Origin of the sequence: Nonomuraea glycinis, from assembly GCF_014646515.1 — a bacterium.
GTDB classification, from domain to species: domain Bacteria; phylum Actinomycetota; class Actinomycetes; order Streptosporangiales; family Streptosporangiaceae; genus Nonomuraea; species Nonomuraea glycinis.
This window is the reverse complement of sequence record NZ_BMNK01000005.1, coordinates 403357-420985: the sequence shown is the minus strand read 5'-3', so window position 1 is coordinate 420985 and position 17629 is coordinate 403357. Positions and strand designations below refer to the sequence as shown.

At 71.8% G+C, this 17629-nt stretch carries 18 protein-coding genes; 6 read left to right on the top strand and 12 right to left on the bottom strand.

What is annotated here, in order from left to right; translation table 11 throughout:
- Nucleotides 1–18 precede the first annotated feature (18 nt).
- Complete coding sequence (locus IEY87_RS17855) at nt 19–729, top strand: GntR family transcriptional regulator (protein ID WP_189139786.1); 711 nt, start codon at nt 19–21, stop codon at nt 727–729.
- A 33-nt stretch (nt 730–762) separates the two neighbouring features.
- Complete coding sequence (gene tcuA, locus IEY87_RS17850) at nt 763–2247, top strand: FAD-dependent tricarballylate dehydrogenase TcuA (protein ID WP_189139785.1); 1485 nt, start codon at nt 763–765, stop codon at nt 2245–2247.
- 157 nt (nt 2248–2404) lie between these two features.
- Here tcuA and IEY87_RS17845 read toward each other — a convergent pair whose 3' ends face one another.
- The 9 genes from IEY87_RS17845 to IEY87_RS17805 all read right to left on the bottom strand — a co-directional run bounded on the left by IEY87_RS17845 (nt 2405) and on the right by IEY87_RS17805 (nt 11063).
- Complete coding sequence (locus IEY87_RS17845) at nt 2405–3256, bottom strand: HpcH/HpaI aldolase/citrate lyase family protein (protein ID WP_189139784.1); 852 nt, start codon at nt 3254–3256, stop codon at nt 2405–2407.
- Complete coding sequence (locus IEY87_RS17840) at nt 3253–4722, bottom strand: dihydroorotase (protein WP_189139783.1); 1470 nt, start codon at nt 4720–4722, stop codon at nt 3253–3255. Before IEY87_RS17840 ends, IEY87_RS17845 begins: the two co-directional genes overlap by 4 nt.
- Before the next feature lie 10 nt (nt 4723–4732).
- Nucleotides 4733–6166, bottom strand: a complete 1434-nt coding sequence (locus IEY87_RS17835) for an MmgE/PrpD family protein (RefSeq protein ID WP_189139782.1) — start codon at nt 6164–6166, stop codon at nt 4733–4735.
- Nucleotides 6163–7038, bottom strand: a complete 876-nt coding sequence (locus IEY87_RS17830) for a cyclase family protein (protein WP_189139781.1) — start codon at nt 7036–7038, stop codon at nt 6163–6165. The genes IEY87_RS17835 and IEY87_RS17830 overlap by 4 nt, the downstream gene beginning before the upstream one ends.
- Nucleotides 7035–8231 (bottom strand): CaiB/BaiF CoA transferase family protein, encoded by a 1197-nt coding sequence (locus IEY87_RS17825; RefSeq protein ID WP_189139780.1) that lies wholly within the window; start codon nt 8229–8231, stop codon nt 7035–7037. The genes IEY87_RS17830 and IEY87_RS17825 overlap by 4 nt, the downstream gene beginning before the upstream one ends.
- A 91-nt stretch (nt 8232–8322) precedes the next feature.
- Nucleotides 8323–9108: an FAD-binding protein gene (locus IEY87_RS17820; protein WP_225277030.1), complete on the bottom strand. Its 786-nt coding sequence runs from the start codon at nt 9106–9108 to the stop codon at nt 8323–8325.
- 28 nt (nt 9109–9136) lie between these two features.
- Nucleotides 9137–9970 carry an IclR family transcriptional regulator gene (locus IEY87_RS17815; protein ID WP_225277031.1) on the bottom strand — a complete coding sequence of 278 codons (834 nt, stop codon included), beginning with the start codon at nt 9968–9970 and terminating at the stop codon, nt 9137–9139.
- Nucleotides 9971–10077: 107 nt separating this feature from the next.
- Complete coding sequence (locus tag IEY87_RS17810; protein WP_189139778.1) at nt 10078–10512, bottom strand: hypothetical protein; 435 nt, start codon at nt 10510–10512, stop codon at nt 10078–10080.
- Nucleotides 10509–11063: an LGFP repeat-containing protein gene (locus tag IEY87_RS17805; protein ID WP_189139777.1), complete on the bottom strand. Its 555-nt coding sequence runs from the start codon at nt 11061–11063 to the stop codon at nt 10509–10511. The genes IEY87_RS17810 and IEY87_RS17805 overlap by 4 nt, the downstream gene beginning before the upstream one ends.
- A 59-nt stretch (nt 11064–11122) precedes the next feature.
- Here IEY87_RS17805 and IEY87_RS17800 point away from each other — a divergent pair, with 59 nt between their 5' ends.
- A complete protein-coding gene (locus tag IEY87_RS17800; protein ID WP_225277032.1) occupies nt 11123–11773 on the top strand; it encodes a TetR/AcrR family transcriptional regulator in 651 nt (216 codons plus the stop codon).
- A 13-nt stretch (nt 11774–11786) separates the two neighbouring features.
- Here IEY87_RS17800 and IEY87_RS17795 read toward each other — a convergent pair whose 3' ends face one another.
- Nucleotides 11787–13280 carry a glycoside hydrolase family 36 protein gene (locus tag IEY87_RS17795; RefSeq protein WP_189139776.1) on the bottom strand — a complete coding sequence of 498 codons (1494 nt, stop codon included), beginning with the start codon at nt 13278–13280 and terminating at the stop codon, nt 11787–11789.
- Between the two features lie 118 nt (nt 13281–13398).
- Here IEY87_RS17795 and IEY87_RS45795 point away from each other — a divergent pair, with 118 nt between their 5' ends.
- Nucleotides 13399–14073 (top strand): RNA-guided endonuclease TnpB family protein, encoded by a 675-nt coding sequence (locus IEY87_RS45795; RefSeq protein WP_225277033.1) that lies wholly within the window; start codon nt 13399–13401, stop codon nt 14071–14073.
- Here IEY87_RS45795 and IEY87_RS17785 read toward each other — a convergent pair.
- Complete coding sequence (locus IEY87_RS17785) at nt 14067–14987, bottom strand: CHAT domain-containing protein (protein WP_189139775.1); 921 nt, start codon at nt 14985–14987, stop codon at nt 14067–14069. The two genes, IEY87_RS45795 and IEY87_RS17785, sit on opposite strands and share 7 nt — an antisense overlap.
- Nucleotides 14988–15006: 19 nt before the next feature.
- Nucleotides 15007–15801, bottom strand: a complete 795-nt coding sequence (locus tag IEY87_RS17780; RefSeq protein WP_189139774.1) for an IclR family transcriptional regulator — start codon at nt 15799–15801, stop codon at nt 15007–15009.
- A 235-nt stretch (nt 15802–16036) separates the two neighbouring features.
- Between IEY87_RS17780 and IEY87_RS17775 the strand changes: the two genes are divergently transcribed.
- Nucleotides 16037–16447 carry a RidA family protein gene (locus tag IEY87_RS17775; RefSeq protein WP_189139773.1) on the top strand — a complete coding sequence of 137 codons (411 nt, stop codon included), beginning with the start codon at nt 16037–16039 and terminating at the stop codon, nt 16445–16447.
- Nucleotides 16444–17529, top strand: coding sequence for an aminotransferase class V-fold PLP-dependent enzyme (locus IEY87_RS17770; RefSeq protein ID WP_189139772.1), 1086 nt, complete (start codon nt 16444–16446; stop codon nt 17527–17529). Before IEY87_RS17775 ends, IEY87_RS17770 begins: the two co-directional genes overlap by 4 nt.
- Nucleotides 17530–17629 lie beyond the last annotated feature (100 nt).

Genomic DNA, 17629 nt, shown 5'->3' with positions numbered 1-17629 from the left:
ACATGTATTCTCTGAGGCATGGACGAACCCTTCGAGGCGCCCGTCGACGCGCCGGCGATTGCACTGCCCGGCAACAGGCCCATTGCCGACGAGCTGTACGACTACCTGCGGCACGCGATCATCCGGGGCGAGCTGCCCGAGGGCATCCGAGTGGTCGAGGGCGACATCGCGGCGCGGGCCAACGTGAGCCGCACTCCGGCGGGGCAGGCGCTGCGCCGTCTCCAGTCGGACGGCCTGCTGCGCGCGTCGCAGCACGGCCTGCTCGTCAACGAGCTCTCCGCGGACGAGCTGTCCGAGACGTGCACCGTCCGCGACTCACTGGAGGCGCTGGCCGCCCGGCTCGCCGCCTCCACCCGCACCGATCTTGACCTCGCGCTGCTGGAGGAGCTCACCGAGCGGTTCGAAGCGGCCATAGGCGGCGACGTCTCCGACATCGTCGATCTCAACCACGCCTTCCATGACGCGGTATGGGACGCGGCCCGCAACTCCGCGCTCAGGCGTTTCCTGCAGCAGACGCGCTCCCTGATCGAACGACTGAACTCCACCACCCTGAGCTCGGAGGCCCGCCAGAGACAGGCCCTCGACGAGCACCGGGCGATTCTCGCGGCGATCACCGCACGCGACGCCGACACGGCGGAGAGCGTCACACTGCAGCACTTTCACAAGGCGACGGCCATCCGGATCCTCTCCAAACGAGTCCATATGCGGACGAATCCGACTGCCAGCTGACCTGTCCCACCAAGACCAGGAGGTTTTTCATCCATGGATGACCACGCGGACGTGATCGTCGTCGGCACCGGCAACGCAGGGTTCTGCGCCGCGCACGCGGCGGCCGAGCGGGGCGCGCGAGTCCTGATGCTCGAGAAGGGGCCGGAGGGGACGATCGGCGGCAACACCTACTTCACAGCCGGGGCGATCCGTACCACCTACCAGGACATCGACGACCTCGCGGACATCATCGACGACCCCGACGAGCGCCTGCCGTACACCGATATCGATCCCTACGGTCCTGCCGAGTTCGCGGCGGACATGCGCCGGGTGACGCTCGGACGGTGTGATCCCGCACTGACCGACGCGATGGTGCACGGCGTCGCCGACACCGTGCGGTGGATGCGCGGCCACGGAGTGCGGTTCCGCCTGCAGTACGAGCGCCAGGCATACGAGCGGGACAACCGCTTCCGGTTCTGGGGCGGCCTGCCGCTGGCCACCGTCGACGGCGGTAAGGGGCTGGTGGCGCAGCACCTGGCGGCGGCCGAACGTGCCGGTGTGCGGGTCCGCTGCGACACCGCCGTCGACCGCGTCCTGCGCGATCCCGACGGGCGCGTGGTCGGCGTGGCGGCGGGCACGGCGGAGTTCCGGGCGGGCGCCGTGGTCCTGGCCGCCGGCGGGTTTCAGGCCAGCAAGATGTTGCGCGCGCAGTATCTCGGACCCAACTGGGACCTCGCGAAGGTGCGCGGCACCCCGCACAACACCGGCGGCGTGCTCACGGCCGCACTACGCGCGGGCGCTCAGTCGGCGGGCCACTGGAGCGGCTGCCACGCCGTGGCGTGGGACGCCAACGCGCCGGAGAGCGGCGACCTCGAGCTCACGAACCGCTTGACCAAGCAGTCGTATCCGCTCAGCATCGTGGTCAACACGGCGGGCCGGCGCTTCCTCGACGAGGGGGCCGAGATCCGCAACTACACCTACGCCAAGTACGGCGCGGAGATTCTGCGCCAGCCGGGCGCCCTCGCGTTCCAGATCTTCGACGCGAAGACGGCTCCCCTGCTGCGCGAGGCCGAGTACGAAGCGCCCGGCGTCTCCCGCTTCCAGGCAGACTCGATCGCCGAGCTCGCCGAGCAGGCCGGCATCGACGCCGCCGGGCTGACAGCCACGGTCGAGGAGTACAACGCGGCCACCCGCCTCGGGCCGTTCAACCCGGCCGTCAAGGACGGGCTCGGCACGACCGGACTCACCCCGCCGAAGAGCAACTGGGCCCAGCCCCTCGACCAGCCTCCCTACCTCGCGTTCGCCGTGACCTGCGGCATCACGTTCACCTTCGGAGGAGTGAAGATCGACACCTCCGGTCGCGTCATCGACGAGGCCGACGAGGTGATCCCCGGGCTGTTCGCCGCGGGAGAGATGGCGGGCGGGCTGTTCTTCCACAACTACCCCGGCGGCAGTGGCCTCGCCGCGGGCTCGGTGTTCGGTCGCCGGGCAGGCGCCGAAGCCGCCGCACTCGCGTCGACCGGCGTCCTGGCCTCCTGACGCAGATCCCGGCATGACGATGCGGGCCATCAGGTGACTCAGGGTCGCGATCGAGATCGCGGCCCTGAGTCCCCCGGTGGCCCGCATCCGGGCAGTTCGCCTCAGGGAGGATCCGGCCGAGCGACTCTCGAGCAGCCATCGACACCGGATTCTCGGGTCAGCGCGCTCTGCCCACCACCTCGCGGGCGGTGCGAGCCACCGCGGCGTCGATGAGCCGGCCGGCGGCGTCCAGCGCGACACCGCTGCCGCGCCGCTCCGCCTCGGCGAGGCGATCGAGGAGATCACGCGCCACCGCGAGCTCGTCCGCGTCCGGGGTGAACACCTCGTTGATGACCGGGAGCTGACGGGGGGAGATGGCCGTGCGCGCCCGGAAGCCCTGGCGCAGCAGGGTCCGGGTGGTCTCCTGAAGCAGGCCGGTGTCGCGCACCGCGGTGTCCACGGGTCCCACCGGCGCGAGGATGCCCGCCGCCGCGGAGGCGACGACGATGCGGGACCGGATCGGCCACAGCTCCTCACGCGCCGGGCCGGGCCGCAGGCCGAGCTCGCCGGCCAGGTCCGCTTCGCCCAGGCCGAGCCGTACCACCCGGGGGGCGGCCGCGACGTCCTCCGCCCGCGCGACGCCGACGGCCGACTCGATCAGGGCCAGGACGGCGAACGCTCCCGCCGGCCGGGCGTGTGCCGTCTCCGCCCGGGTCAGCGCCGCGTCCGCCCTGGCCAGGACCTCGGGGTCGGCCTTGGGGACGACCACGCCGCGCAGGCCCGGAGCGGCGACCGCGGCCACGTCCTCCTCGACGGTGTCCGCGTTCACCCGTACCCAGGTCTGGGGCGTGGCCGGCGCGGAGCCGAGGGAGACGACGAACTCCCCTGCCTGCTTGCGCGCCGTCTCCTTGCTCCCCGCGGCCACGGCGTCCTCAAGGTCGAGGATGAGGGCGTCGGCCGCGCTCGCGCGGGATTTGGCCAGCTTGTCGCTCTGGTCCGCGGGGACGTACAGATAACTGCGAGGGGTCACGAGCGACCGGCCGGCCGGGGCAGGTAGCGGCCCTGCGGGTCGCCCACGACCTTGCCGTCCTCCAGCACCCGGTGACCGCGCAGGAAGGTGTCGACCACCTTGGCGGTGAGCTCGAATCCCTCGAACGGCGTGTACTCCTGAGTGGACTCGGACTCCTCGGCGCGCACGGTCCAGGTGGACGCGGGGTCGACGAGGGAGAAGTCGGCGTCCATGCCCTCCGCGATCGCGCCCTTGGAGCGCAGGCCGAACCGCTGGGCGGGGTTCCAGGAGAGCAGCTTGGCGATGTCGCCGTAGGACAGGCCGCGCTTGGCCCCCTCGGTGACCAGGCCGGGCAGGAGGTACTCGGCGCCGCCGAAGCCGGACTTGGCCAGGAAGACGTCGTCGCGCTGGTCGCCGAACTTCTGCTCGTCACGGCAGCAGGCGTGGTCACTGACCACCCAGTCGATCTTGCCGTCGAGCAGGTGGCCCCAGAGCGCCTCGACGTCCTCGCGCGGGCGCAGCGGCGGGTTGACCTTGCCGCCGATGCCGCTGGCCGTGTCGATGTCGGCGAGCAGGTGGCCGATCGTCACCTCGCGGCGGAAGTTGATGTGCGGGAACGCCTCGGCCATCCGCAGCGCGGCGTCCATGGCCTTGGCCGACGACAGGTGCAGCAGGTTGATCGTGGGCAGTCCGGTCTCGTGCGCGAGGTAGGAGGCGATGCTGACCGCCAGCCCTTCCGAGTGCGGCGGGCGCGAGGCGCTGTAGGCCGCCAGACCGGTGAGGGTGCCCTCCTCCTCGACCAGCTTGGTGTACGCGGTCATGATCTCGGCCGTCTCGCAGTGCAGCGACAGGGAGATCTCGTCGGCCAGGTCGGGGAACTGCTCGCGGGCGGCCTGGATGCCGCGCATGACGAACTCGAAGTGCGCGTAGTCGTACCGCTCCCCCTCGGGGATCATCAGGAACGCGTTCTGGTCGGCGGAGCGGCCGTGCAGGCCGTGGCTGCCGTAGAACATGAACACCTTGAACGAGGTCACCCCGTGGTCGCGCACGAGCGCGGGGATCTCCTCGATGTGCTTGCGCATCATCGGCGCGAGGTGGAAGGCGTAGTCGACGTACGCGCGGCCGTCGGAGGCGGCCAGGACCTCGGGGAAGACCTCGGCGTACTCGCCGCCCTTGTTGAGGTAGTACTGGCCGGTCCGCATGTAGGTCAGCGCGGAGGTCACGCCGCCCTGGGCGCACGCCCGGCTCTCCGTCTCGGTGTCCACGGACAGCGGGTTGTAGATCCCCCAGTGCTGGTGGGCGTCCACCACGCCGGGGAAGGCCAGCTTGCCGCCGCCGTCCACGACCGTGCGCGCCTCGGCGGGGTCCAGGCCCTGCGCGACGCGGACGATCCGGCCGTCGACGACGCCGATGTCGGCGACCTCCGCCTGGGCCCGGTCGTGCCTGACGACCCTGACATCGCTGACGATCAGGTCGAACTGTGCCACTGCTGTCTCCTTAATGAGCGTTCAGGTCAAGACGGGTGAGGGGGCGCAGCACGTCCGCCACGCCGGTGAGCCGGTCGAGCCGCAGGACGAGGTCCTGCACGGTCCTGGCGGTCTCCGCCGGCAGCCGGCCCGCGACGTTCTCGCCGAACTTGCGGGAGAGCTCGGCCTCGGACAGCGGCCTGCCCGGCCCTCCCCTGTTGGCCAGCACTTCTTCCGTCCATTCGCGGCCGTCGTCGGTACGGACCCGGACCACGGCGGGGAACTGGTAGGGGTAGATCGCGTCGCACTTCTCGTCGGGCACGACGTCGACCAGGGCCATCAGGGCGCGGCGCGCGGGGTCCCGGGCCAGTTCGTCGGTGAAGTCGTCCAGCCCCACGCCGAGGCCGGACCCGCCGATCAGCCCCGCCACCACCGCGTACGGCCCGCTGAACTGGGCCTGGTACCCGGTCTCCGGCGCCCGCTTCTTCTCCAGCGGCTGGCCGATGGTACGGATCACCGCGGACGGCACGCGTACCTCGATGTGCTCGATCCGGTCGATCGGGAGGCCGCGCGCACGCAGTGCGATGCCCGCGTCGATCGCGGTGTGGGTGAAGTGGTTCGCCGGGTACGGCTTGAAGAAGATCCCCGGCACCGCCCAGGTCTCGCCCAGCCCGTCGAGCACCTGGGACAGGTCGCTCTCACCGCGCAGGAAGGCCTCGAAGAAGCCGAACCGCCCTTCCAGGACGGTGGGCGGACCGGTGAAGCCCCGCTGGACCAGGGACGCGGCGGTGACGGCCGAGTGGGCGGCCCAGCCGCAGTGCAGCCGCTTGACCGTTCCTCCGGTGCGGTTCGCCTCGATGATGCCGGCCGCGAAGGACGCGGTGACGCCCAGCGCGTTCTGCACGCCCTCCGCCCCCAGGCCCATCAGCAGCGCGGCCGCGGCGGCGCCGCCCATCGCGCCGCAGATGGAGGTGGCGTGCTGCCCGTGCTCGAAGAACACCGAGTTGCCGAGCTCGCGGTCGTAGCCCGCCATGCCGAGGCGTACCGCGATCTCCAGCCCCACCGCCACCGCGCCGACGGTGTCGGCCCCCGAGGCGCCGGACGCCTGAGCCGCGGCGAGCGCGGCCGGGATGACCGCGGCGCTCGGGTGCAGCACCGAGGGCAGGTGGGTGTCGTCGTAGTCGAGCGAATGGGCGAGCACCCCGTTGACGAACGCCGCCTGCGCGGCGGGCAACGACGTCTCCACCCCGACGGCGGACGCCTCGGGGCGTCCGCCCTGGTCGGCCGCGTAGCCGGCGGCGGCGGCGCTGGTCGGCAGCCGGTAGGCGGCGACGCACAGCCCGAGCACGTCGAGGATGCGGCGGCGTACGCTGTCGGCCACGTCCGCGGGCAGCGGTCCTGACAGGGTCCTGGCCGCGAAGAGGGACAGCTCGGGGGCGAGGACCGGTTCCTTCGTCTCACTCACGCCCCGACCACCGCCAGCGGCCGGACCGGCGACCCGGTGGCGCCGAAGATGGACAGCGGGGAGAGCATGAAGGCGAACTCGTGCACACCGGCGGCCGCGAGCTCGTCGAGTGCCATCGCCTCGATGATGTAGACGCCCCGCTCGACCAGGAGCACCCGGTGCGCCGGCAGCACGCTGTGCCCGCTGCCGGGCTTGAGGCACTCGAAGGCGATCGTGTCGGCGCCGACCGCGTGCGGTCCCTGGTCGGCTAGCCACGTCGCGCCGGCCTCGCCGACACCCGGGACGCCGGAGTCGTTGCCGATGTAGACACTCCGGTCGCTGTGGCCGAAGAACCGCCCCCAGCCGCTGCGCACCAGGACCACGTCGCCGGCGCCGATCGGGGTGCCCTGCCGTTCGACGGCCGCCTCCAGATCCGCCGGGGTGATCTCGTAACCGGCCTCGCAGCCGACTGGCGTGCCGAGGGCCGCGGGGACGTCGAGGAGCACGCCGCGGCGCACCATCGGGGCGATCGTGTGCGCCCCGAGCTCCGCGAACCGGCCGCCCTGGCTCGCCTGGGCGGCGTCCGATCCGTCGAGCAGCTTGCCGTCCTGGGACACGTGCGCGAAGGCGTCGATGTGCGTGCCGACGTGCGTGCCCATCGTGATGATGTCGTTGGCCGCCGAGCCGCCGTCCACCCGGACCATGTCGCCGTGCCTGCGGGGCAGCGCGTGCCAGAAGGCGGGATGGTTGGGGGACTGCGGCATGCCGATCGTCAGGGGCCGCCCCAGATCGTAGATCCGGACCCCTTCGCCGACCGCCCGCAGCAGCAGGTCGGTGGTCGTGGTACCGCTCACGTCGCCTTGTCCCTCGTTCCTGGTCTCAATGCTGGTCATGCGATCACCCGCTTGGCTCGCAGGTCCGCCACCGTCTCGGCGTCGAGGCCGAGCTCGTGCAGCAGGATCTCGTCGGTGTCGGCGCCGAGACGCCGGCCGGTGAAGCGGATGCGTCCGGGAGCACCGGACATCCGCCACATCACGTTGTGCATGAGCACGGGCCCCAGCTCGTCGTCCTCGACCCGCGTGAGCATCTCGGTGGCCCGTACGTGCGGGTCCTCGGTGAGGTCGCGGGCGCTGTAGACGGGTGCGGCCGCCGCGCCCACGCGCTCGAATTCGCGGATCACCTCGTCGCGGGTACGCGCGGCGATCCACGAGCCCACGTAGGAGTCGAGGAGCTCGGCGTGCTCGGCCCGCTCGCGGCCCGAGGCGAACCACGGCTCGGCGATGACCTCCGGGTGTCCCACCAGGGTCATCACCCGCTCGGCGATGCTCTGGGCGCTGGTGGAGATGGCGACCCAGCCGCCGTCCTGGCACCGGTAGGCGTTACGCGGCGCGTTGTTGGCGGAGCGGTTGCCCTGGCGCCGGCCGACGGTGCCGAGCTGGTCGTACACGGTCGGGCCCGGCCCCACCGCCGTCATGATCGGCTCCAGCAGGCTCATGTCGACGATCTCGCCGCGGCCGCTCTTCTCGCGGGACCACAGCGCCATCATCGTCGCCGAGGAGGCCGCGATCCCGCAGATGCTGTCCGCCAGGCCGAACGCCGGCAACGTCGGCGGCCCGTCCGCCTCCCCGGTGAGGTGGGCGAATCCGCTCATCACCTCGGCCAGGGTGCCGAATCCGGGCCGCGCCGCGTACGGCCCCTGCTGGCCGAAGCCGGTGATCCGGACGATGACCAGCCGGGGATTGATCCGGTGCAGGACGTCGGGTCCGAGGCCCCAGCGCTCCAGCGTGCCGGGCCGGAAGTTCTCCACGAGGACGTCGGCCGTCTCGGCGAGCCGCAGGAACACCTCGGCCCCCGCCGGGTCGGACAGGCTCAGGCCGACCGTCCGCTTGTTGCGGGAGATCTCCTTCCACCAGAGCGCGACTCCCTCCTTCGAGGGTCCGTGCCCCCGCATGCCGTCACCGGCGACCGGGTGCTCGATCTTGATGACGTCCGCGCCCTGGTCTCCGAGGATCTGGCAGCACAGCGGTCCGGCGAGGATGGTGGACACGTCCAGCACCCTCAGCCCCGTCAGCGGGCCGTCTTCCACCTTGGCTCCTTGTTCCGCTATAGCGAACGGTGGTCCGCTCAGAGGGTATGTTAGCGCTTCTCGCCGGTCAACCACCCGCAAAACGGGTAAATCAGGAGGCGAGCGCCGCCCCGATGGCGTACGCGCGCACCACGGCCGCGGCCAGCGACGTCCCGCCGCCGGGATAGCAGTCGCCGAAGAGGCTCGCGGAGACGTTCCCCGCCGCGAACAGGCCCGCCACCGGCTCGCCCGAGGGCGCCAGGACACGGCCGTGGTCGTCGGTCAGCACGCCGCCGCACGTGCCGAGGGTCGCGGCGTGCACGGGCACCGCGGTGAACGGCGGCCGGGCGATCGGCGCCAGGCACGGATTGGACCCGAGGGAGGGGTCACCCAGATGGCGGTCCGCCACCGAGTCGCCGCGGGCGAACGCCCGGTCCGATCCCCGGGCCGCGTCCTCGTTGAAGCTCTCGATCGTCTCGGCCAGGCCCGCCGCGTCGATCCCGCAGGCGTCGGCCAGCTCGCCCAGGGTGGGCCGGGAGACGGCCCACTCCGGCAGCGCGCCGCGCGGCACGCCGGCCACCGGATAACGCTCCTGGTAGCCGCCGTCGTAGACGAGCCAGGCCGGCGCGTGGCGTGGCACCCCGTTCGCGGGATCCACCTCACGGAACACCTTCGTCAGGTCGTGGTAGTTCTGCGCCTCGTTGACGAACCGGCGGCCGGACGGGTTCACCATCACCGACCCGGGGCGCGTCAGCTCGACGTTGGCCAGCCGTCCGGTGGGCAGCCCCGCATAACGCGCGAACGGGTGTTGGAACGCGGGAACGCCCCAGAGAGGGCCGCGAAGGCTCAGGACGCGGCATGCCAAAGCGCCCTGGGGGTTCGGCTGAGCCGTGATCACCGCAGGGGCGGTCGGTACGCGGTCGGCGTTACGAGTCGGCGGACCGGTAACCGAGCTGGCGCGACACCGCGGCCGCGGCGTCGTGGACGAGCCGGCCGTACTCCTCCGTCTTGCCGACGCTGAGGCGGCTGACGGGACCGCACACGGAGATCGAACCGTAGACACGGCCGTGCGCCTCGAAGACCGGGGCGGCCACCGAGGCCGCTCCCTGCTGCCGCTCCCCCAGGCTCACCGAGTAACCACGCCGGCGGGTGAGCTCCAGCTCCTCGAGCAGCCGATCACGATCCTGGATGGTGATCGACGTCAGCGCGACCAGCTCCTGGGAGTCGAGATAGGCGCGGATCTCGTCGGGGCCCATCGCGGCGAGAATCGCCTTGGACGAACCACCCGCGTGCAGCGGGTAAAGCCTGCCGAGCTGCACCGACATGTGAATCTCCTGCGGCGACAGCACCTGCGTCAGGTACATCCGCTGGGTGTCGTACCGGACGGACAGGGTGGCGGTCTCCTTGGTGCGGGCCACCAGGCTCTCCAGGTAAGGCTGAGCGATCTTCGGCACTTCGATCTGCGCCATCGCCGCCAGGCCCACGCTCACCGCGCCAGGGCCCAGCCGGTAGCGGCGGGTGCGCTCGTCGAAGGAGAAGAAGTCGGCGGCGACGAGGGTGCGTACGACCCGATGCACGACGGCCTTGCTCAGCCCGAGGGTCCGCGCCAGCTCGGACACCCCGATGTCCGGCTCCTTGGCCGCCGCGACAGCGAAGATCACCTGAAGGGCTCGCTCGATGCCGCTGCTGGTCTGCCCCTCCTCAGCCGACGGCGCGGCCCCGTTCGCCGATGACGAGCGCCCGGTATCACCTGTAGTCACGTTTTCATCCGCACGCACAAAATCTGAGCATAGCCGCCATCCGCTCCATCGGGGCCGCGGTGGCACCGCTCCCCGACCTGGCCGACGTGGCTCGTGCCGTGCCGATCTCAGGGCTGGGCCAGGCACGGGGCACCGGCGATCCCCACGGAGAGCTCCTTACCCGAAGCGCCCACTACGCGGATGGCGTTGGTGTCCCCGGAGTAGGCCACCTCGGCCGCGGCGTCACAGATCTTCTTGGCCGCGTCCGACTCCTCGTCACCGAGGGTGGTCTCGACCGACAGGGAGGTGCACTGGCCTGCCAGGGTGACCGAGCGGACCCGCTCCTGCCGTACCTGCTTCTCGACCTTCTCGGCGTTCCCGCCGCAGGGATCCTGCCCGGCCGCGCTCTGGTCGTCCTGGGCGGACAGGCTCTGCGGCGGGTCGCCCGCGTACGCGCCGGAGCCGTCCCGACCGGAGCCGTCCTGGCCGCAGCCGGACAGGACGAGCAGGGCAGCGGCGAGGAGGGCAGCGGCGCGCAGGATCTTGCCGGTGTTCGGTGTCATCGCGCGGTCACCGACACTGTCCAGCCGTGCGTGCAGCCGGATCCGGAGATGCCGACGTCGCAGCCCTGGACGTAGAACCGGTAGCCACCGCTGGTCGCCACCCGCACCCGCATCCGTCCGCCGTCCCCGCCGCCGACCTCCCGGTTCACGCCGCCGGAGTCGGCCGCGCTGGTCCAGCGGACGAGGAAGCGGTGGTAGACGCGCGGCAGGGTGGAGCGCCAGTCGACGTAGGCGTATCCGCCGATCGACCACGCCGACACCACCAGCTTGGGACCTTCGCCGGGCGACCACACCATCTGCCCGCGGGCGAAACGCTGCCTGCGCCCGGCCCAGACGCCGTCGCGGTAGACGTCCGCCTCGACGGCGGCCGGGCAGCCCAGGCCGCTCTTCTCGCCGCCCAGTTCGTTCCATCGGGCGCCGATCAGGCCATAGGGCTTGATGGCGCAGGCATGCGTCGCGGCGGCCTGGGCGGCATGGGCCGGCAGGGCGGTGCACAGCGTCGCGAGCACGGCGCTCACGGACAGTGCCTGGCGTAAAAGACTGATCTTCATCTTGGCGGCCACCTTTTGATAGAGCGGAACTCTATCCAATAGAGCACTACACTTCTCAGGTGGCTGTCAAGAGGAAGTACCAGTCAGCGCGCAGGCAGGATCAGGCCCGCCAGACTCGGCGGGCGATCCTGGCGGCGGCCGGGCGGCTCTTCGTCGAGCCCGGCTACGCCGCCACCCCGCTGACCGCCATCGCCGCCGAGGCCGGGGTCGCGATCCAGACCGTGTACGCGACGTTCGGCAGCAAACGCCAACTGCTGTCCGAGCTCGTCGACGTCACCGTCGCCGGCGACGACGAGGCCATCAGCCTGCCCGAACGCTCCTTCGTCGACGAGATCCGCGCGCTGGCCGACCCGCGCGCCAAGCTCGAACGCTACGCCCGCCACCTCACCGAGACCCACGCCCGCCAGGCGGCCGTGATGATCGCCCTGGCCGGCGCCGCGACCGCCGACCCCGACGCGGCCGCCATCTGGCAGAAGAACCTCGACGACCGCCGCCGCGGCATGGTCATGTTCGCCACCGAGCTCGCGCGGACAGGCCGGCTACGCGCCGACCACGACGTCGACAGCGCCGCCGACGTCCTCTGGCTCGCCATGGACGTGCGCAACTACGACTGGCTCGTACGGCAGCGCGCCTGGTCCGCCGAGCGCTACCAGCGCTGGTACGCCGAGACCGTGGCCGCTGCCCTCCTCGTCCCCTCCGGTCCGGGCTGAAGCGAACCTTCCTTCATGAGATCGGATACTGCTGTCCCGGATTCAACGCGGCGGTGAAGTCGACGGTGCGGCCATCGATGGCGAAGCGGTATCTGCCCTTCTGGATGATCTCGGGCTGTTCGGCGAGGTAGGCGGCCATGCGGTCGAGCTCGGCCGGGCCGAGCCACGACGGCGGGTCGGAGACGGCCTTGAATCCGCAGATCGCGGCCACGTCGTGCAGCACGCCCATCTGGGTCTCGGTGAGCAGGTTGAGGCGGCTGCGGAAATAGACGACGTCGGGGTCCACCTGGACGAGCGGCGACTGCCAGAGCCGGTGCAGCGTGTTCACCACGGCGTTGTAGGCCATCGCGTCCGAGGGGTCGTCGGTGGCGTAGTTAGTCCACAGCGGGGCGACGTCGGGGCCGCTGCGCAGCCCGTCGACGAGGCCGAGCGAGGGCAGTAGCAGCGCACCGCTGCCGAGCAGGTAGACCTCCGGGCCCGCGACGCGCCGGATCAGGGCGAGCGCGTCCCGATATGCCTGTTCGCGAGGCGCCCCGGAGTGCCGGACGCCGGGGACGGCACCGGCGTTGACGAAGTCCAGCTTGAGATAGGTGAAGCCCCACTCGTGGACCACGCGGTGGATCAGCCGGGTGAGATGTTCCTGGACGCCGGGGTGGGTGAGGTCCAGCGCCCAGTATCCGGCGCCCCAGTTGTGACCGGCGACGACCGGCTCGCCGTCGGCGTCGCGCAACAGGAACTCGGGATGTTCGCGTGCCGTCGCCGAGGTGGGCAGCACGATGAACGGCGCGAGCCACAGGCCGGCGCTCATCCCGGCGGTGGCGATCCGCTCGGTCAGGGCCCGCATGCCGGCGGGGAACTTGTCGTTGGGCGCCCAGTCCCCGACGGCCCGCTGCCAGCCGTCGTCGATCTGGACGACGTCGAACGGCAGGCCGGCCAGCTCGGCGATGTCCTTGTTCAGCACCTGTTCGGTGATGCCTTCGTAGTAGGCGTACCAGGTGCACCACACATTGCCGGCGCGGCGGTCGCTGCTGCCCAGCCGCTCGGCCAGGTGCTCCGCGTAGTGTGCGAAGACCTCCCGCTCAGGACCGTAGGCGAGGAACCAGGCGGCTCCGTCGTCCTCGCACCAGCCGGCGAGGGTGTCGTGGTCGGCGGCCAGGCGGGGGGTGCCCAGCCCGAGCGAGCCCAGCAGCAGCACCCGGCCGTCGGCGCCCTCCAGCGCGGCCACGGCCGAGGAGTGGTGACGGGCCGGATCGTCCCAGACGGTGTCGTCGGCGGTCAGGCGTCGTTCGGCATGGGCGATCCGCAGCGGGGGCTCGCTGAGGCGGCGCCATCCGCACGGGCTCCAGGAGTTCTGACCATGGCGGTAGAACAGGGCGTCGCCGAGACCGTGCAGGATCGCGACCCGGCCCGGCGGCAGGATCAGACCGCCGGCGACGGGCTCGGGGGGCTCGGAACCGGTGAGTTCGACCGCGAAGTCGCGGCCGGCCAGGTCGACGAGCAGGGGCATGGTTCTCCTTATGACAGCGGTGGAATGCTCGAGCGTGGATCTCGCGGTACGGGCAGCGGACGGAACGGACTGTTCTCTCATGCTCCCGCATGCAGGTAGGACGCACTCATGCTCCCGCATGCAGGTAGGACGCCCAGAGCGACGGCAGGCGGGGGCGGTCTCCCGCAAGCGCGGCCCGGACCGCCGCACCCGGCAACAACCCTCGCAGCGATGGCAGCGCGCCAACGCCGCCCGCAACCGAGCGGAGTATCGGGTGGCGGCGTTGCGCCGCGACGGCATCCACCAGCTCACCACGGCCCTGGCCCGGACGTACGGCACCATCGTGGTCGAAGACCTCAACGTGGCCGGGATGGTCCGCAACCGGCGGCTGGCCCGCGCCCTCTCCGACGCCGGGTTCGGTGAGATCCGCCGCCAGCTCGCCTACAAGACCGCCTGGAACGGCGGCCGGCTGCTGGTGGCGAGCCGCTGGTTCCCCTCCTCCAAGACCTGCTCATCCTGCGGTGCGGTGAAAGCCAAACTGCCGCTGCGGGTGCGCACCTACGTCTGTGAGGGGTGCGGCCTGTCGATGGATCGTGACGAGAACGCCGCGCTCAACCTCGCCGCTTTGGTGGAGCGTACGGTCGCCGGGAGTGGCCCGGAGACCCGAAACGGACGTGGAGCCGACCATAAGACCCCGCCCGGCGGGGCAGGTGGCCATGAAACGTCAACCCCGCACCGGACACCCACTGCCCGGATCAGACGAGGACCTTCGCCCACACCGGGCGAATCACTGACCATCCTTGAAACTCAGTGAACGGTGCTGACGACGTGCCGGAACCCGGCGAGCTGGAACGCCGAGGAGAGGTGGATGGCCTCATCGACCAGATCGGCGTTCTGGTTGACGGCGGGCACGGCGGCGGCGAGGCCGGGCAGCTCGGCCCGCAAGGCCGGGTCGAGCTCGACCGAACCGAGCGTCACCACCGACATGAGTGCCGTGGAGCACGCCGACAGGTACGCCAACTCGGCCCGTTCCAGGTTGACCGAGGTCAGGCCGGCGACGGTGAACGGCGCGCCGTCGTGGTCGGCCAGCAGCAGGCTGCCGATCAGGGTCAGCGCGTCCGGCATCCGCTCGTGCAGCAGCGCGGCCTCGGCGGCGGCGTTGGGCAGCGGATCCTGGTCCGGCGTCTCCGGCATGGCCACGATCAGCGTCCGGCCGCCGCCCGGTGCGATGGAGCGGCGGGCGTGACGCAGGGCTCTGACGGTCGGGGTGCAGGAGGAGACGACCCGGTCCATGACCGACGGCCCGCCGTCGCGGTGGTGACCCGCGGCGTGCAGGGGAAGCATGCCGAGCATGCCGCCGGTGACCCACCACACCCGCGGCAGGTCGGCGTCGGACCCGCCGTCAAGGTCCAGCGCGTCGAGCACCGGCCCGGCGGCGGCGTCCCACAGCCACTCCAGCACCTCGTGCAGGGTGTCCTGTGCCGCCACCCGGTCCCGCCGGCCCGCGTCCTGGTCGGCGGACTCCGTCAGGGCTTCGGTGAAGGTGTGGAACCGCTGGATGACCGCGTTGGCGGTCAGCAGCGGCAGCGGGAGACAGGTGATGCCGCTGCCGGTGAGGAGGAGGGTGTCGCTGCGGTAGCGGCTGATGCTGAACACGACGACGGGTCCGGACCTCGCCTCCGCGATCAGGTCCTCCGGCGCCGGCGGCGCCCGTGCGGCACCGGCCACGCCGACCCGCTGGACGAGGTCATCTGCTCCAGTCGGCGGGGAGCACGGTCAGGTGCCCGGCGCGCAGGAAGCCGGTCGCCATCGCGGCCGCCTCGCGGACGGCCATGGTCAGGGTGGCCCGCCTCTCGTGGAACCGGGTCGTCGGGACGGACACCGTGAACGCGCCCGTCGGCGCGCCCGTGTCGTCGAAGAAGGGCGCGGACACGCAGCACACGCCCTCGCTGAACTCCTCCCGGTCCACCGCGTAGCCCTGCCTGCGCACCCGGGCCAGTTCGACGGTGAGGTGGTCGTAGTCGACGATCGTGGCCGGGGTGACCGCCGTGAGCTCCACTCCCTCGAACATCGCGGCCACCTGCTCCTCGGGCAGGAAGGCGAGCACCGCCTTGCAGGAGGCACGGGCATGCATGTGGCCGGTGTAGCCCACGTCGAGGTTGCCGACGCTGACCGCGTGCAGCCCGGACAGGTAGTGCTGCAAGGTCAGCGTTCCGTGGTGCCAGCCGGAGATGTAGGACGTCTCGTGCGTCCTGTTGTGCAGCCGGGTCAGGATGACCGAGAGCTCGGGCGAGGGCCCCGAGCGGCGCTGGAGGTGCCTGTTGAGCGACGCCGCGCGGGGGCCGACGTCGTAGCGGCCGCCGGGCAGGCGCACCACGTGGCCGCCGGTCAGCAGGGTGCGCAGCAGGTGGTAGCAGGTGCCGAGCTTGATGCCGAGCTGACGGCTGAGCACCTTCGCGGTGGCGGTGCCGTCGGCGGCGGCCACGGCCTCCAGCACCCGCAGGCCGCGCTCCAGCGTGTGCAGCACGGTCTTGTCCCTCATGCCCGCCTCACCGCCGGCGCGTCCACGTGAGCCGGCACCCCGGCGTCGCTCGGTCGCTGTGGCATCTGGTCACCTTCCTCATGGCCGCTCACTGTGCGCTGTCCTCTCGGCCTTTCCCAGCAGAATGAACCCATTTTTCGACTATCTGAAATTCAGTGTGCCGATACGTGAAACGGCAGGTCGCCCCGCCTAGCGTGCTGAGACCCGGAACCCGCCGCCAAGGAGGAGCCGTCCCATGATCCGCCGCTGGAATCCCGGCACGCTGGCACCGCCGATCGGCCAGTACAGCCACCTCGCCTCGGTGCCGGCCGGCCATGAGCTGGTGATGATCTCCGGCCAGGTCGGCATGCTGCCGGACGGCACCCTCGCGGGCGCCGGCGCGCAGGCGCAGACCCGGCAGGCCCTCGCCAACATCGAGCTGCTGCTCGACTCGCTCGGCGCGGGGCCGCAGCACCTGGTGAAGCTGTTCACCCTGGTCGCGGGCGCCGAACACGTCGAAGGCTGCCGTACGGCGCGGGCGGAGACGTTCGCGAGGTGGTACCCCGGCGGCGACTGGCCCGCCCATTCGCTCGCGGTGGTCACCGCCCTGGCCGCCCCGGAGCTGACCGTCGAGATCGAGGGCATGGCCGCCCTGCCGCCCCGATGAGCCCGGAGGAGTTCCGCGGGCTCTTCCCCGCGCTGCGTTCGGCGGTGTGGCTGGACACGCCGGGCCTGCCCCCGGGCGCGGCGCCGGTGACCGAGGCGCTGCACGAGGCCGTGTCCGCGTGGTCCAGCGGCGAGGTCGACTGGCTCGCGTGGGACGCGGCGGCGGCCGATGCCCGCCCGCTGTTCGCCCGGCTGATCGGAGCCGACCCGGCCACGGTGTCGACGCTCGGCTCGCTGGCCGAGTCCGCCGCCACCGTGGCCGGGTCCCTGCCGCGTGGCCGGGTCGTGGTGGCGGCGGAGGAGTTCCGCAGCAACCTGTTCCCGTGGCTGGCGCGGCACGACGTGGTCGCCGTCCCGGCCCGCGACGGCGCGACCCGGGTGGAGGACCTGGTCGCCGCGCTGACCGGCGACACCGTGCTGCTCGCCGTCAGCGAGGTGACCAGCAGGGAAGGGCAGCGGCTCGACCTGGCCGCGCTGCGGGAGGCGACCGACCGGGTGGGCGCGCGGCTGTTCGTCAACCTGACGCAGTCGCTGGGCGCGTTGCGCTTCGACCTGGCGGCCGTACGCCCCGACTACCTCGCCGTGCACGGCTACAAGTGGTTGCTGTGCCCGCGTGGCGCGGCCTGGCTCGTCACCCGCCCGGACCGGCTCGGCGAGCTGACGGCGCTCGCGCCGAGCTGGAAGTCCACCAGCCCGCCGCACGGCTACTTCGGCGGCCCGATGCGGCCGGCCGAGGACGCCGGCCGGTGCGACACGTCCCCCGCCTGGCTATCCTGGATCGGCGCCCGCGCGGCCTTGCGCCTGGTCGGTTCGCTCGACGCGGGCCGCGTCGAGCGGCACTGCCTCGGCCTCGCCCGGGAGCTCACCGAACAGGCGGCGCGCATCGGCTTCCGGCGCGTGGTGAGCGGCCCGCCCTCCCAGATCGTCGTCCTGCGCACCGAGAACGCCGACCGGCTCGCCGCGCGGCTGCGCGCGCGGGACATCCGCGCCACCGCGCTCGGCGACCGCGTGCGCTTCGGCTTCCACTACTTCAACGACGAGGACGACGTACGTACGACGCTGCGCGTTCTGGCCGAGAGGTAGACCAGCGCCAACGAGGACGACGTACGAGCGACGCTGAGCGTAGAGGTAGATCAGGCCGGACGAGGACGGCGTACGTACGACGCTGAGCGTAGAGGTAGAT

What these genes read in the sequence shown, in the direction of transcription:
- IEY87_RS17855 (WP_189139786.1), top strand. Translation starts at nt 19, where the DNA reads ATGGACGAACCCTTCGAGGCGCCCGTCGACGCGCCGGCGATTGCACTG.
- tcuA (WP_189139785.1), top strand. Translation starts at nt 763, where the DNA reads ATGGATGACCACGCGGACGTGATCGTCGTCGGCACCGGCAACGCAGGG.
- IEY87_RS17830 (WP_189139781.1), bottom strand. Translation starts at nt 7,038, where the DNA reads ATGACCAGCATTGAGACCAGGAACGAGGGACAAGGCGACGTGAGCGGT.
- IEY87_RS17810 (WP_189139778.1), bottom strand. Translation starts at nt 10,512, where the DNA reads ATGACACCGAACACCGGCAAGATCCTGCGCGCCGCTGCCCTCCTCGCC.
- IEY87_RS17805 (WP_189139777.1), bottom strand. Translation starts at nt 11,063, where the DNA reads ATGAAGATCAGTCTTTTACGCCAGGCACTGTCCGTGAGCGCCGTGCTC.
- IEY87_RS17795 (WP_189139776.1), bottom strand. Translation starts at nt 13,280, where the DNA reads ATGCCCCTGCTCGTCGACCTGGCCGGCCGCGACTTCGCGGTCGAACTC.
- IEY87_RS45795 (WP_225277033.1), top strand. Translation starts at nt 13,399, where the DNA reads ATGCAGGTAGGACGCCCAGAGCGACGGCAGGCGGGGGCGGTCTCCCGC.
- IEY87_RS17780 (WP_189139774.1), bottom strand. Translation starts at nt 15,801, where the DNA reads ATGAGGGACAAGACCGTGCTGCACACGCTGGAGCGCGGCCTGCGGGTG.
- IEY87_RS17775 (WP_189139773.1), top strand. Translation starts at nt 16,037, where the DNA reads ATGATCCGCCGCTGGAATCCCGGCACGCTGGCACCGCCGATCGGCCAG.
- IEY87_RS17770 (WP_189139772.1), top strand. Translation starts at nt 16,444, where the DNA reads ATGAGCCCGGAGGAGTTCCGCGGGCTCTTCCCCGCGCTGCGTTCGGCG.